A 13766-nucleotide genomic window follows, 5' to 3' on the forward strand; every position below is an offset into this window, starting at 1 on the left:
CGAACATGTCCGCCCTACGAGAATCCCTTGGCTTCCTCACAAGCCGCCTTCGCCAGGTTGGCATCTTCGTCGCCCTGATCCTGATCGTCATCCTCTTCCAGGTCCTGACCGACGGCATCCTGCTACAACCGCAGAACGTCACCAACCTGGTGGTCCAGAACAGCTACATCCTGATCCTTGCCATCGGCATGGTGATGGTCATCATCGCAGGGCACATCGACCTCTCCGTAGGCTCCATCGCAGGCTTCATCGGCGCTGTGGCGGGCGTAATGATCGTCCATTGGGGCTGGGCGTGGTGGCTCGCCATCCCGGCCTGCCTCCTGGTGGGTGCGCTGGTGGGTGCGTGGCAAGGCTACTGGATTGCCTATGTGGGCATCCCTGCGTTCATCGTCACCCTCGCGGGTATGTTGATCTTCCGTGGCCTGACTCTCATTACCCTCAAGAACCAGCAGATCACCCCGTTCCCGAACGAATTGCGCGCCCTCGGTGGCGGCTTTCTCCCGGACATTTCCGGCGGCACGTCCGTCCTGGAATGGTTGACGGTCATCCTCGGCGTCGGTGGTACGGCCGCCATTCTGTTCCAGGCCATCAAAGAACGCCGGGTTCGCCGCAAGTTCAACCTCGAAAATGAGCCGATGGCATGGTTTGCCGTCAAGAACGGGTTCATCGCGGTGCTGATGCTCATCATCACCTTCCTCCTGGCCAGCTACCGTGGCACCCCGATTGTCCTGATCGTCCTGGCTGTTCTGGTGATCGTCTACTCGGCCCTGATGAACAACAGCATCTTCGGCCGGCACACGTACGCGATCGGTGGCAACCTCCACGCAGCCGAGCTTTCGGGCATCAAGACCAAAAAGGTCACCTTCCGCCTGTTCGTCAACATGGGTGTCCTCGCTGCCCTGGCCGGACTGGTCTTTACGGCTCGCCTGAACTCGGCACAGCCCGCAGGTGGTACCGGCTTTGAACTCGACTCCATCGCTGCCGCCTTCATCGGTGGCGCTGCGGTCCAGGGCGGCATCGGAACAGTAGCGGGGGCCATGATCGGCGGCCTGATCATGGGCGTCCTCAACAACGGCATGTCCATCCTTGGCTTGGGTACGGATTACCAGCAGCTCATCAAGGGCTTGGTGCTGCTGCTCGCCGTTGGCTTCGACATCTTCAACAAGAACCGCACCGGTTCCGGTGGCGGCTCCTCCGTGAGCCGTCGCTTCAAGTGGAAGACCACGCCTCCGGCAACGGAAACGTCCACCCCAGCCAAGCCTGAGCCCGTCGTCGTCGACGCGAAATAGTCGTTGATGTCCAGAGGGGGAGCGTCGCGGCCCCGAGCAACGCCCGGGGCCGCGATGGACACAGCTGCGAGGCCTCCTGTCATGGGTGATGTGGCAAAGATGGCAGGAGTTTCGCACCAAACCGTTTCCCGCGTCCTGAACAACCATCCGAACGTCAGCGGCAAGACGAAGGAACGCGTGGAATCAGCCATCGCGCAGCTTGGGTACCGCCGCAACACTGCCGCCCGCAGCCTGGTCACCCGGCGGTCCCGGACCATTGGCGTGCTTGCGTGCGAGACCGGTCAATTCGGCCCGGCAAACACCCTCCTGGGAGTCGAACAAGCGGGTCGTGAAGCCGGCTACTTCGTTAGCATCGCGAACCTCCGGGAAGTGACCGACGACAGCGTCAACGATGCCATTGCGCACTTCCGGAACCAGTCCGTGGACGGGATCGTCATCCTGGTTCCGCACCCCGATGTCCTTGCGGTCCTGCGCGATGTTTCATTTCCTGTGCCGATTGTGGCTGTCGGGGCGGGCGCGGGCAACCAGCTGACGGGAGCATCACTGAACCAGCGGCTCGGAGCCCGCCTTGCTGTTGACCATCTGATCGGCTTGGGGCATCGGCGTATCGCCCACATCTCCGGCCCGCCGCACTGGATCGACGCCGCCGAGCGCATCAAGGGATGGCAAGAATCGCTGGCAAATGCCGGGTTGGGCGCGGACGTCCTGCTCCAGGGCGGCTGGGACGCGGCATCGGGGTACCGCGCCGGATTGGACCTCATCGAGCAGCACACCGTTACGGCCGTGTTCGTCGCGAACGACCAAATGGCAGTGGGCGTACTCCGCGCCGTCCAGGAAGCCGGCCTTCGCGTGCCGGGCGACATCAGCGTGGTGGGCTATGACGACCAACCCGAAGCCGAATTCTTCATGCCACCCCTTACCACCATCAAGCAGGACTTCGAGGAACTCGGCCGCCGGTGCATGGAAGCGGTGCTGCAGCAACTGGATGGCGACGGCGGAATCGGCGATCAGATTGTCAATCCCCGTTTGGTGATCCGCGCCACCACGGCGGCCCCACTAAACTAGGAGCCATGACTTCCACGCCTGATACTGCTGCTGCCCGCGCCCGCCTCCTTGAACTCATCAAAGAACTCGCGGTGGTCCGCGGCAAGGTGATCCTCTCCAGCGGTAAGGAAGCGGACTACTACATCGACCTCCGCCGCATCACCTTGCACCACGAGGCCTCCAAGCTGGTGGGCCAGGTCATGCTGGCAATGATCGACGACGCCGGAGTGTCAGTTGAGTGCGCCGGTGGGCTCACCATGGGTGCCGACCCCGTAGGTACCGCCGTGATGCACGCTGCTGCCGACGCCGGCCGTGCCGTGGACGCCTTCGTTGTCCGCAAGGCCCAGAAGTCCTATGGCATGGGCCGCCAGGTGGAAGGTCCCTCGGTTGAGGGCCGCAACGTTGTGGTCCTCGAGGACACGTCCACTACCGGCGGGTCCGCGCTGACCGCCGTCGAAGGCGTCCGTAATGCGGGCGGCAACGTTGTGGCAGTGGCCGTGATCGTGGACCGCAACACCGGCGCGAAAGAGAAGATCGAAGCTGAAACCGGCGTGCCGTACCTCTTCGCCTTCGGCAAGGATGAACTGGGCCTCGACTAGGAACTACGGGGCTGTAAGGCAGTGCCCACGAAGCCTATGCTTGCTGCGTGGACGTTCAAGTAGGGAAGCTCACGGCACCGCCGGAGGTGAACGAAAACCTCCCCACGCGGGTGACTCCGGAACCGGAGCAGGCCGAGGATCCGGGCTCATGGGCCCGGATCCTGCCTTACGCTGCCCGGCTGAAGAAGACGTCCCGGCGTAATTTCCTCATAACCGCCGGAGCCTCGGGAGCGCTCGCCGCGGACATGCTTTTCACCCGGCGCGTACAGGCCGAGCGTAGGTCCACCAAGATCCTCCGCGTCCCTGATCCGTACTCGGACCTGTACTTCCCGAGGGCCAGCTGGATCCTCTTTCCCGGCTATAAAACCAGTTGGGAAGAAGCCCAGTGGATCCTCAACTCACTGCGTCCTGCCCTGCATCAGCGGGGCCGCCTTGCCGCCGTCGGGTATTCAAACCTGGGCCTGGACGTGGACGAAATAGTCCGCGAAATCATCCTGCACGTCCGCGAGCTGACATTGGAGAAGCTGTACTTTTACGGCCACAGCTTCGGCGGAATGCTCGCCACCCAGGTCGCCGCCCGCCTGCTGGAGCTGCACGGTGTCGAGACGCAGGTGATCGTCCTGGATTCGAGTCCGTTCAGCCGCGCCGACGTCTTGGACCAGAGCTGGTTCGACGGCGTGGTGTTCCTTTACGAGAATGGCTTCCGAATTCCGTCGGTCCTGCGCGGTGGCTACGAGCTGGGGGAGCGGGTGGCGCATAAGGATGAGCGCACCTGGCGCCAGATTCTGGACCAAAGCTTGGAGCAACTATCGCCGATCGCTCCGTCCAGTGTCCTGATACAGACGGAGTCGGCGTACATTTACCACTTTGACGGCCTCCGGCTGGCCGGGAAAATCGGGGGCGCCAAGATGGCATTCATCGGCAACGCCAGGGACGCCACCGTGGATTATGAGTCGGCGCGTGCGGGGTGGAGCAAAGTCTTCGGGGCCAACATGGCGATGCCGACGCTCAGCACGGAAGGCGCGCGGCCCGCCCATGCCAGCCCGCAGTGGAACGGCAGCATCTACCGCCCGCTGTTGGAACGTGTCCAGGATGAGCTCCAGCCGCTCCCACCCGAGCCCCGGGAGCCGTCCTACCAAGAGCCCAACGGTAAGGTCATCCGGCCGGCGTAGGGCTACTGCGGTTGTGGTGTGTCAGGCGCCGTTCCGCAGCGACTCAACCTCGACGGCGGTGAGGCCCGCCTCGCGCAGAAAGCTCCGCACCTCGCCGAACTCCTGCGCGAACCCGGCCAGGAAGTGCCGCATCGCGGCTTCCGGGCTCTGCAGGATCATGAGGTCGGGGCTGAAATACTCTGCCGGTGTTGAGGGAATGCTCAGGCGCCAGGTCTCTGCCATGACTTCCAGGACGTCCGGCAGGTTGGCTGTGGTGGCCGCATAGTCCGCCACCACTTGGTCCTCGGTCCCTCCTGCTGCCAGGAGTCCGATTGCCGACACCACACCTGTTCGGTCTTTGCCCAGCGAACAGTGAACCAGCGTGCGTTTGCCGCGGGCGACCGGTCGCAGGGCGTCACCCACCCATTCGGGCCGCAGCCGGATCCAGCCCAGATACAGATCCCCGAGGTCTTCGGCCGTTTCCACGGCCTGGAGCGACCCTGCGATGGCGTTCGGGTCCAACGGGTTATGGATGAGTTCGACGGCGGGCGGGACGACGGCGGCAGGCCCGCCACCGCCGTTGTTGTCGTCCTGAACCAGCCACGGAACCAACGAGCGCTCAAGCTCGCTCCGCAGGTCCACAATTGCCTGGATGCCGTGCTCCGCCAGGAAACCCGACGTTGCAGCGGCATCCAAACCGAACGGCTGGCTTCCTCTGAGTATCCGGCCGCCGGCCAAGGGACGCAGATTGAGCACAGCCATGATTTTCCCTTAGATCTGGCTCTTGAGGTCGGCCACCGAGTTCAGGATCTGGTTGGGCCGGAACGGGAAGGACACGATTTCTTCGCGCTGCGTGATGCCGCTGAGAACCAGGACCGTGTGCAGGCCCGCCTCCATGCCGGCCACGATGTCCGTGTCCATGCGGTCGCCGATCATTGCCGTGGTCTCGGAGTGGGCGTCGATCTGGTTCATGGCGGAGCGGAACATCATGGGGTTTGGCTTGCCCACAATGTAGGGCTCGCGGCCGGTGGCCTTGGTGATCATGGCCGCGATGGCACCGGTCGCGGGCATGGGCCCGTCCTTCGAGGGACCGGTGGCGTCGGGGTTGGTGGCGATGAAGCGGGCGCCGGCCAGGATGTGGCGGACCGCCATGGTGATGGCTTCGAAGGAGTAGGTGCGGGTTTCGCCGAGCACCACAAAGTCGGGGTCGGTATCCGTGAGGATGAACCCGGCCTCGTGCAGGGCCGTGGTGAGTCCTGCTTCACCGATGGTGTAAGCGCGGTTGCCCGAATCAGAGGACTGGACCTGGTCCTTGAGGAACTGGGCGGTGGCCAGAGCGGACGTCCAGATGTTCTCTTCCGGGACTTCCAATCCGGACGCGCGCAGGCGGGCTGCGAGGTCGCGGGGAGTGAAGATGGAGTTGTTCGTCAGGACCAGGAAGCGCTTGGACGTGTCTACCCAGCGCTGGATCAGCTCAGCCGCGCCGGGGATCGCCTGGTTTTCATGAACCAGTACGCCGTCCATGTCCGTGAGCCAGCATTCGATTTCGTGGCCGTTCCGGTAAACCGATTGGGACGTGGTTTCTTCTGCCATATTTGCCTCCGGCTGGGGTTGTACATGCACTGCCACACAGTCTTTCATCATTCGGGCGGCTGGACATCCCGCGATCCCGCTTATGTGGGTAGTTCTGCCCATGTAGATAGCTGCTTTGACTTGCGTCGGGCACGTCTTGCTCGATTACGCTTGTTGCGGCGCTGGGCTTGTTGGCGTTGGCGTGCCACCACCGTGGGTCGGGGGATCGACATGGTGGGCTTTATGTGGCGCCGCGCTTCAGCGGGTCCCCTTGTTCCGGATCGTCCACCGGATGTCCCCAGAGACATCCTGGTGCCCACCGCATGTGAAAGGGCCTGTCATGAGCAACAACAACGGAGTGCCTCAGCCTCCCTACAACCCGGACGGCGTGCCGCAGCCGAGATACGACACCGGCAAGGACCAGTACGGCCAGTACCAGCCCGGGCAGACCCAGCCCATGTATCAGCCGGAAGCGCATACTGAGGCTTTCCCATCACAGCCCGACCCGACCCAGGCGTTTCCTGCGCAGCAGCAGGGGAACCAGCCGCAGCAGGGAAACCAGCCGCGCCATCCCGATGGTGAGTACGCCGAAACCGTCCACCGCTATCCCCAAGCGCAGCAGGGGCAACCGGGCTTTCCTCCGCCGGGCGGCGGCTACCCGGGCCAGCCAGGCTACCCGGGGCAGCCCGGCGGGCCCGGCCAGAACCCGGGCGACCACAACAGGAAGTCGCTGTTCCTCATCCTCGGTGGTGTGGCCGTCGTCGTGATTATTGCGCTGGTGGTGACGTTCACGTGGCTGATTCCGTCCATGACCAAGCCCACCGCCGTTGACACTCCGTTGCCATCGGTGACGGCCTCCGAAGAAGCGTCGGAGGCTGCAGCCGAGCCGTCTGCCGAACCTTCCGGTGAGGCGTCGGCATCCTCCGAGATCCCCGCTGACGCCATCCCCCTGCCCGCAGGGTGGGACGAGTTGGCCGGGCCCGGCAATGTTCCGGCTGATGGCGATCCGCTGTTCAGCAAGTGGGTCACGGGTGAATCCTCCTTCCAGTACCTGGCCGAATGGACCCACGACGAGTCGTTCGGCATCACCAAGGACCCCACCACCGGTGTGGAGATCCAGAAGAAGGCCCAAGGCACGCTGGAGGCCGACGGTGACGGAATTGCGCTCGCCTACGCTTTCTTCGCGGAGTCTGAGGAAGGCAAGTTCGGCAAGGATCCAGCGGAGGTCAAGAAGGCCATCCAGGACATCGAAACCCGCTACAAGGGGATGACTGCCACCGAATTGCCCCAGAACCTGGTGGGCCACAAATGTACGGCGGACTTCAAGACCACCATGCCGGAAATCCGTGAGTTCCGCAGGGGTGCGGCTGTGGTTATCGGATTCACCTGCACCAACGCCCGCGGCGAAGAGATTCAGGCCGTAAACCTGTTCTCCGTAACACCGTGGGGAACCCCGCAGATGCTCGGCGTCAGTGGTCATAAAACGTACTGGGACGCACACCCGGGGCTCTTCGAGCAATTGGGTAACTCGTACCGCATCAACAAGTGGAAGATGGTCTGACAACCGCTCGGCCCAGCGCGCTCAGGCGGGCAACGGGGCAGGGCTAAAGTTGAGGGGTGACTGACCTTCCCCCCAATAACGCCCTGCCCACGCCTGCCGAAACCACACCGGAAGGTGAGGCGGAAGCGAAACCCGAGGTCGGCGTCGGGCCTTGGGAGGGCGAGTGGCCGGTTGGCGAGCACTGGGACCCGGACCTGTTGAGGGACGGTGACCGCCGAAACGTAGTGGACCAGTATCGCTACTGGAAGCACGAGGCGATCGTGGCCGACCTTGATTCAAAGCGGCACGACTTCCACATCGCAATTGAGAACTGGCAACACGACCTCAACATCGGCACCGTGGTGCGGACGGCCAATGCCTTTCTCGCCAAGGAGGTGCACATCATCGGCCGACGGCGGTGGAATCGTCGCGGGGCCATGGTCACCGACCGCTACCAGCATGTCCGCCACCACCCCACTGTTGAAGATTTCGTCCAGTGGGCTGAGGATGAGGGGCTGGCCGTGATCGGCATCGATATCTTCCCGGACTCCGTGCCTTTGGAGACCTACGACCTCCCCAGGAATTGCGTGCTGGTGTTCGGTCAGGAGGGACCCGGCCTGACGCCTGAGGTGCACGATGCCGCCGTCGCAACGCTTTCAATTGAGCAGTTCGGCTCCACCCGGTCCATGAACGCAGCCTCCGCGGCGGCCATCGCCATGCACGCCTGGGTCCGCCGGCACGTGTTCCATCAGCCCGTCTCTTAGCGGAAGTGTTAAGAACCCTCAGTGACCCGAAACACGGCGTCCGGGCGGATATCGCTAGGATGGGTGCTAGCCGTAAGCGGTCTACTCCAGGGTTACCAACCCACAGACGAATTCAGCATAGGAGTCACCATGCCCATTGCAACCCCAGAGATTTACTCCGAGATGATCGACCGCGCAAAGGCTGGCGGATTCGCTTTCCCCGCGGTCAACGTGACGTCGTCGCAGACTCTGAACGCTGCGATCCGCGGTTTCGCCGAGGCAGAATCCGACGGCATCATCCAGGTTTCCACCGGTGGCGCAGCCTACTGGTCCGGCGCGTCGATCAAGGACATGGTTGCCGGTTCCCTCGGCTTCGCCGCGTTCGCCCGCGAAGTTGCCAAGAACTACAACGTCAACATCGCACTCCACACGGACCACTGCCCGCAGGATAAGCTGGCGGACTTCGTCCTCCCGCTGCTGGCCGCTTCCGAGGAATCCGTCAAGGCCGGCAAGGACCCGATCTTCAACTCGCACATGTGGGACGGTTCGCACGAGGCCCTCTCCGAGAACCTGCGCATCGGCCGCGAGCTGCTGGAACGCGCCGCAGCTGCCAAGATCATCCTCGAAGTTGAAATCGGCACCGTCGGTGGCGAAGAGGACGGCGTTGAGAACGAAATCAACGAGAAGCTGTACACCACCACCGAAGATGCCCTCGCAACCATTGAGGCCCTCGGAGCCGGCGAAAACGGCCGCTACCTCACCGCACTGACCTTCGGCAACGTGCACGGCGTGTACAAGCCGGGCAACGTGAAGCTCCGCCCGGAACTGCTCAAGCAGATCCAGTCCGAGGTTGGCGCGAAGATCGGCAAGGAAAACCCGTTCGACCTCGTGTTCCACGGCGGTTCGGGCTCCACCGAGCAGGAAATTGCTGACGCTGTTTCCTACGGCGTCATCAAGATGAACATCGACACCGACACCCAGTACGCGTTCACCCGCCCGGTTGCCGGCCACATGTTCTCCAACTACGACGGCGTCCTCAAGGTCGACGGCGAGATGGGCAACAAGAAGACCTATGACCCCCGCGTCTGGGGCGCTTCCGCCGAAGCCGGCATGGCCGCACGCATCGTCGAAGCCGCCCAGCAGCTCGGATCGGTTGGCAAGACCTTCTGATGTCCGACGAATTCCGGAAGAACCTGATGGGGCCGGAGCCCACGCTCCTGCCCGCCGAAACCGAGATCTACCAGCACCTGGCACTCGGCAACGAAGCGCTGGACCTGGTCGCGAAGAACCCCACGTCCTCTCTTCTGTGGGCCATCCTGGCGGAGGAAGCCTGGGCGGAGGGCCGGACCATTGAGTCCTACGCCTTCGCCCGTGTTGGCTACCACCGCGGCCTGGATTCCCTGCGCCGCAACGGTTGGCGCGGCGTCGGGCCCATCCCGTGGGAGCACGAGCCCAACCAGGGCTTCCTTCGGGCGCTCTACGCATTGGGTCGCGCCGCTTCTGCAATCGGCGAGGCTGAAGAGCCGGAGCGGATCGAGAAGTTCCTGAACGACTCTGATCCGAAGGCCAAGGCAGCGCTCGAAGCCCGCTAGGGACTCAAGCCAACGACGACGGCGACCCTCACCGAAAGGCGGGGGTCGCCGTCGTTACTTAATTGGCTAACCGGGGCCTGCCCAACGGAACCACCAGCGGTGTGTGCGTCACGGGGTCCTCGATGATCCGGCAGGCCATGCCGAACACTTCTTCCACCAGGGATTCAGTGATCACGTCCGTGGGAGCGCCTTCGGCCACCACCACGCCGTCCTTCATGGCGATGATGTGGTCCGCGTAGCGGCTGGCGTGGTTGAGGTCGTGCAGCACGGCAACCAAGGTGTGGCCCTTGTCCAGGTTCAGCTCGCGGAAGAGTTCCAACAGTTCGATCTGGTGGGCGATGTCCAGAAACGTGGTGGGTTCGTCAAGGAGCATGAGCGGCGTCTGCTGGGCGAGGACCATGGCCACCCACACACGCTGCCGCTGGCCACCGGATAGTTCGTCCACCAGTCGGCCGGATAGGGATGCGACGCCGGTGGCCTCCATCGCTTCGACGACCGCAATCTCATCGGAGACGGACCACTGCCGCAGCAGCTTCTGGTGCGGGTAGCGGCCGCGGGCCACGAGGTCGGCAACGGTGATGCCGTCGGGCGCGATGGAGGATTGCGGCAAGAGCCCCAACCGGCGGGCAAGTTCCTTCGCGGGCAGTGAGGTCACGGATTTCCCGTCGAGCAGAACCTGACCGCTGCGGGGTTTGATCAGCCGGGCGAGGGCGCGCAGCAGCGTTGATTTGCCGCAGGCGTTTGGCCCAACGATGACGGTGAACTGCCCCTCGGGGATGCGCACATTGAGGTTTTCGGAAATGATGCGTTGCTCGTAACCGATGGTCAGTGCTTCAGCGTGGAGCTGCGGCGCAGCAGAGGTGAGGCTCATGATTTCCTTGCTTCCCTGGCCAGCAGCCAGACGAGGTAGATACCGCCGATGCACACGGTCACAACACCCACGGGCAGTTGGATCGGAGCAAACAAGCGCTGTGCCGCGAGGTCGCTGGCCACCAGGAGGAACGCGCCCATCACCGCGGAGGGGACCAGGGTGATGCCGGCACTCCGGGTCAGCCGACGGGCAAGCTGCGGTGCGGCCAGGGCAACGAACGCGATGGGTCCGGCCACGGCGGTGACGGCCGCAGTCAGAGCGACGCCCAGGATGAGCAGCAGCAAACGGGTGGGCTCCGCCCGAACGCCCAAGGCGCGTGCGGCGTCGTCGCCCATTTCCAGGAGTTGCATCCGGCGTGCGACCGCCAGCGTGGCCAAGCCAACCACTACAAGAACGACGGCGGCAGGCGCCGCTTGCTCCCAGGTGATGCCGTTGAGGGACCCGGCTCCCCAGACAGCTGCAGCCAAGGCGGCCTCAAGCTCGGCCTGCAGGATCAGCCAGTGGTTGAAGGCGGCAAGCATCGCGCTGATGCCGATGCCCACGATGATGAGCCGGAAACCCTGGGAGCCGCGCCGGTAGGCAAGCAGGTAGACGGCCAATGCTGTGAGGATGCCCCCCACAAGTGCTCCTGCGGCAATGCCAAGGTAGCCACCACCAACGGTCAGCATCACGATCAAGGCGCCCGTGTAGGCGCCCGTGTTGAAGCCGATGATGTCCGGGCTGCCCAGCGGATTGCGGGTCATGGATTGGAAAATGCCGCCGCTCATTCCCAGGGCCGCGCCGAACACAAGTGCCGAAAGAACGCGGGGGAGGCGCCACTCCATGACGATGGTCCGGGCTAGTCCCGGGGCGTCACCCGTGAAGGCTTGCAGGACTTGCTGCACGGTGACGTCGTAGTCGCCGGTTGCCAGGCTGACGATCGCCACCGCCAGGGCCGCGAGGATCAAAGGAAGACAGACGAAGATGCTGCGGACGTCGAACCGGATGCTCAGCCCACGGTTGCGGACCAGCACTGTGGACCGGCCAAAATCCACGCGGCTCCTCGGATCCAATTGGGTCATAGTCCACTCACCTTGCGGCGCCGGGCCAGTGCGATAAGCACCGGCGCGCCGATGAAGGCCGTGACCACGCCCACCTGGAGCTCGCCGGGAGCGGCAATCCTGCCCACCACGTCCGATACCAGGAGCAGGATAGGGGAGAGCAGCACGGTGGTGGCCAGTATCCAGCGCTGGTCCGGGCCAACGATCCACCGGGCCACGTGCGGAATCATGAGCCCTACAAAACCAATCGCACCGGCACCAGCCGTTGCTGCTCCGCTGAGGAGGGTGATAGCCACGACGCCCAGGATGCGCGTGCGGTTGACGTTGGCGCCGAGGGAGGTGGCGAGGTCGTCCCCCAGCGCCACGGCGTTGAGCCCGCCAACGCAGAACAGGGCGAGGATCAGTCCTACCGCCATGAACGGCGCCACGGTCATGACCGACTCCATGCTCCGGGTGTCCAGCGAACCGATGCTCCACGAGCGCAAGTGGTCGAAGGCCTTGGGGTTCAGGAGGGTGAGTCCAGAGCCGATACCGGTGAGGACCGCGCCCAGGGCAACACCGGCGAGGGTCAGCCTGATGGGATTCACCACGTTCCTGCCGGAGGTGCCGATCAGGTAGACCGCGGCGGTGGTCAGGATTGCCCCGGCAAACGCGAACCAAATGTAGCCGCTGAGGGATCCGATACCGAAGACGCCGATGGCAACCACAATGGCAAACGACGCTCCGGCGTTGACGCCCAGGATGCCCGGATCGGCCAACGGATTCCGTGTGATCGCCTGAATGAGGGCACCGGCCACGCCAAGGGAAATGCCGACGGCGATGCCCATCAATGTACGCGGCAGCCGATTCTGAAGGATGATCGCATGATCCGCCGTGTCCTGGGGATTGATGAACGCTTCAAGGACCGTTGTCGCAGGGATGAATTTTGCTCCCACACCGAGACTGAGGATCGCTGCGCCCAGAAGGACTGCTGCCGCCAGGGCCAGAAAGAGGATCCGCCAGCGGGATTTATTGACGACGCCGGAACTGGCAACTGCGGTTGCAGCCGGACGGGCGGGAGCGGCTACTTGGGACATAACGCCGTCGATGGGGACACAGCAGGGGACCATTTCGAAGAGGGGCAGTAACATGACGGCCATTCCGTGACCGTCGTCACAACGTCACGAATGTGTGTCTTAATTAGGTTAGCCTTACCCAGTGAAAAATGACGATTTTGAAGTGCAGCCGCGTAAGGCATCCCGCATGCGTAAGCTCGCTATGAAGGTGGCAGGAGTCGCCTTGGTGGCCGGCCTCATGGCGGGCTGCGGCACCAGTGGTGGGTCAGGTTCGGCTGCCGGCAACGCCGATGTTGCCACGGGCGGTTCCAAGTTCACCACCGCGGACCAGGAAACGGCCAAGCTGGGCACGGACGCTGCCCCCGGCGTTTTCCCGCGGACCCTGAAGCACGCCAACGGTGAGACCACCCTGGAGAAGAAGCCCACCCGCGTTGTGGTCCTCGACACCGGTGAGTTGGACGACGTCGTGACCCTCGGCATCACGCCGGTGGGCATGGCCACCACCGAAGGCGCCAACCCTGTCCCCACTTACCTGGCTGACAAGGTCAAGGATGTGGCTTCCGTAGGGACCATCCAGGACCTCAACCTTGAAGCAATTGCAGCTCTCAAGCCGGACCTCATCCTGGGCAGCCAGCTCCGCGCCGACAAGCTGTACAAGCAGCTGTCCGCCATCGCTCCCACGGTCTTCAGCATCCGCCCCGGCTTCCCGTGGAAAGAAAACTTCCTTCTGGTGGGCAAATCCCTGGGCGAAGAGGACAAGGCCGTCAAGGCGCTCAACGATTACCAGACCGAAGCGGATGCCCTCAAGGCAGACGTGAAGGGCGATCCCAAGATTTCCCTGGTCCGCTTCCTGCCGGGCAAGATCCGCCTGTATGCGAACAAGTCGTTGATCGGCGTCATCCTGAAGGACGCAGGCCTTGCCCGTCCCGAGAACCAGAACATCGATGAACTCGCTGCCGAGATTTCGGCCGAGAACATCGAACAAGGCGACGCGGACTGGATCTTCTACAGCAGCTACGGAGATCCCGCAGCAACAGGCGAAACGTCTGTTGTTGAAGGCGCAGTCTGGCCAAAGCTCGGTGCCGTCAAGGCCGGCCAGGCAAAGTCGGTCAGCGACGACGTGTGGTTCCTCGGCCTCGGCCCCACAGGCGCCCAGCTCATCCTGAAGGACCTCCGCAGCATGCTGGTCGGCTAAAGCCTCCAGCCCGGCACAAGCTCAACACAAGCACCCCAACGACGACGGCGGCCCTCACCAAAAAGGTGAGGGCCG

14 protein-coding genes are annotated in these 13766 nt (G+C 63.7%); 9 read left to right on the forward strand and 5 right to left on the reverse strand.

Annotated elements, in window-relative coordinates:
• Nucleotides 1-5 precede the first annotated feature (5 nt).
• From mmsB to A477_RS0113315, 4 genes are all read left to right on the forward strand, one after another.
• A complete protein-coding gene (gene mmsB, locus A477_RS0113300) occupies nt 6-1289 on the forward strand; it encodes a multiple monosaccharide ABC transporter permease (protein WP_017199475.1) in 1284 nt (427 codons plus the stop codon).
• A gap of 81 nt (nt 1290-1370) precedes the next feature.
• Nucleotides 1371-2354 (forward strand): LacI family DNA-binding transcriptional regulator, encoded by a 984-nt coding sequence (locus A477_RS0113305; RefSeq protein ID WP_017199476.1) that lies wholly within the window; start codon nt 1371-1373, stop codon nt 2352-2354.
• A 5-nt stretch (nt 2355-2359) separates the two neighbouring features.
• Complete coding sequence (gene pyrE / locus A477_RS0113310) at nt 2360-2932, forward strand: orotate phosphoribosyltransferase (protein WP_017199477.1); 573 nt, start codon at nt 2360-2362, stop codon at nt 2930-2932.
• 47 nt (nt 2933-2979) lie between these two features.
• Nucleotides 2980-4104, forward strand: coding sequence for a thioesterase domain-containing protein (locus A477_RS0113315; RefSeq protein WP_017199478.1), 1125 nt, complete (start codon nt 2980-2982; stop codon nt 4102-4104).
• A gap of 21 nt (nt 4105-4125) precedes the next feature.
• Here A477_RS0113315 and A477_RS0113320 read toward each other — a convergent pair whose 3' ends face one another.
• Together A477_RS0113320 and A477_RS0113325 are read right to left on the reverse strand one after the other, a co-directional pair.
• Nucleotides 4126-4845, reverse strand: a complete 720-nt coding sequence (locus A477_RS0113320) for a tyrosine-protein phosphatase (protein WP_017199479.1) — start codon at nt 4843-4845, stop codon at nt 4126-4128.
• 9 nt (nt 4846-4854) lie between these two features.
• Nucleotides 4855-5676 carry an HAD-IIA family hydrolase gene (locus tag A477_RS0113325; protein ID WP_192812010.1) on the reverse strand — a complete coding sequence of 274 codons (822 nt, stop codon included), beginning with the start codon at nt 5674-5676 and terminating at the stop codon, nt 4855-4857.
• 319 nt (nt 5677-5995) lie between these two features.
• Here A477_RS0113325 and A477_RS0113330 point away from each other — a divergent pair, with 319 nt between their 5' ends.
• The 4 genes from A477_RS0113330 (at nt 5996) to A477_RS0113345 (ending at nt 9530) form a co-directional block, all read left to right on the forward strand.
• A complete protein-coding gene (locus tag A477_RS0113330) occupies nt 5996-7216 on the forward strand; it encodes a hypothetical protein (protein WP_017199481.1) in 1221 nt (406 codons plus the stop codon).
• A gap of 56 nt (nt 7217-7272) precedes the next feature.
• The gene (locus tag A477_RS0113335; protein ID WP_017199482.1) at nt 7273-7959 is read left to right on the forward strand and encodes a TrmH family RNA methyltransferase; all 687 of its coding nucleotides are present in this window, start codon (nt 7273-7275) and stop codon (nt 7957-7959) included.
• A gap of 129 nt (nt 7960-8088) precedes the next feature.
• Entirely contained in the window at nt 8089-9108 is a 1020-nt protein-coding gene (gene fbaA / locus A477_RS0113340; RefSeq protein WP_017199483.1) for a class II fructose-bisphosphate aldolase, read from the forward strand.
• Nucleotides 9108-9530: a DUF3151 domain-containing protein gene (locus tag A477_RS0113345; protein WP_017199484.1), complete on the forward strand. Its 423-nt coding sequence runs from the start codon at nt 9108-9110 to the stop codon at nt 9528-9530. Before fbaA ends, A477_RS0113345 begins: the two co-directional genes overlap by 1 nt.
• Nucleotides 9531-9588: 58 nt before the next feature.
• On the opposite strand, the gene A477_RS0113350 is transcribed toward A477_RS0113345, so the two are convergent.
• From A477_RS0113350 to A477_RS0113360, 3 genes are read right to left on the reverse strand one after another with little or no spacing between them, the layout of a single operon-like run.
• Entirely contained in the window at nt 9589-10401 is an 813-nt protein-coding gene (locus A477_RS0113350) for an ABC transporter ATP-binding protein (protein ID WP_017199485.1), read from the reverse strand.
• Complete coding sequence (gene fepG / locus A477_RS0113355; protein ID WP_017199486.1) at nt 10398-11462, reverse strand: iron-enterobactin ABC transporter permease; 1065 nt, start codon at nt 11460-11462, stop codon at nt 10398-10400. Before fepG ends, A477_RS0113350 begins: the two co-directional genes overlap by 4 nt.
• Nucleotides 11459-12571 (reverse strand): iron chelate uptake ABC transporter family permease subunit, encoded by a 1113-nt coding sequence (locus tag A477_RS0113360; RefSeq protein WP_017199487.1) that lies wholly within the window; start codon nt 12569-12571, stop codon nt 11459-11461. The genes fepG and A477_RS0113360 overlap by 4 nt, the downstream gene beginning before the upstream one ends.
• Nucleotides 12572-12683: 112 nt before the next feature.
• Here A477_RS0113360 and A477_RS0113365 point away from each other — a divergent pair, with 112 nt between their 5' ends.
• Entirely contained in the window at nt 12684-13691 is a 1008-nt protein-coding gene (locus tag A477_RS0113365) for an ABC transporter substrate-binding protein (protein WP_017199488.1), read from the forward strand.
• Nucleotides 13692-13766 lie beyond the last annotated feature (75 nt).

Source organism: Arthrobacter sp. M2012083 (assembly GCF_000281065.1).
GTDB lineage: Bacteria > Actinomycetota > Actinomycetes > Actinomycetales > Micrococcaceae > Arthrobacter.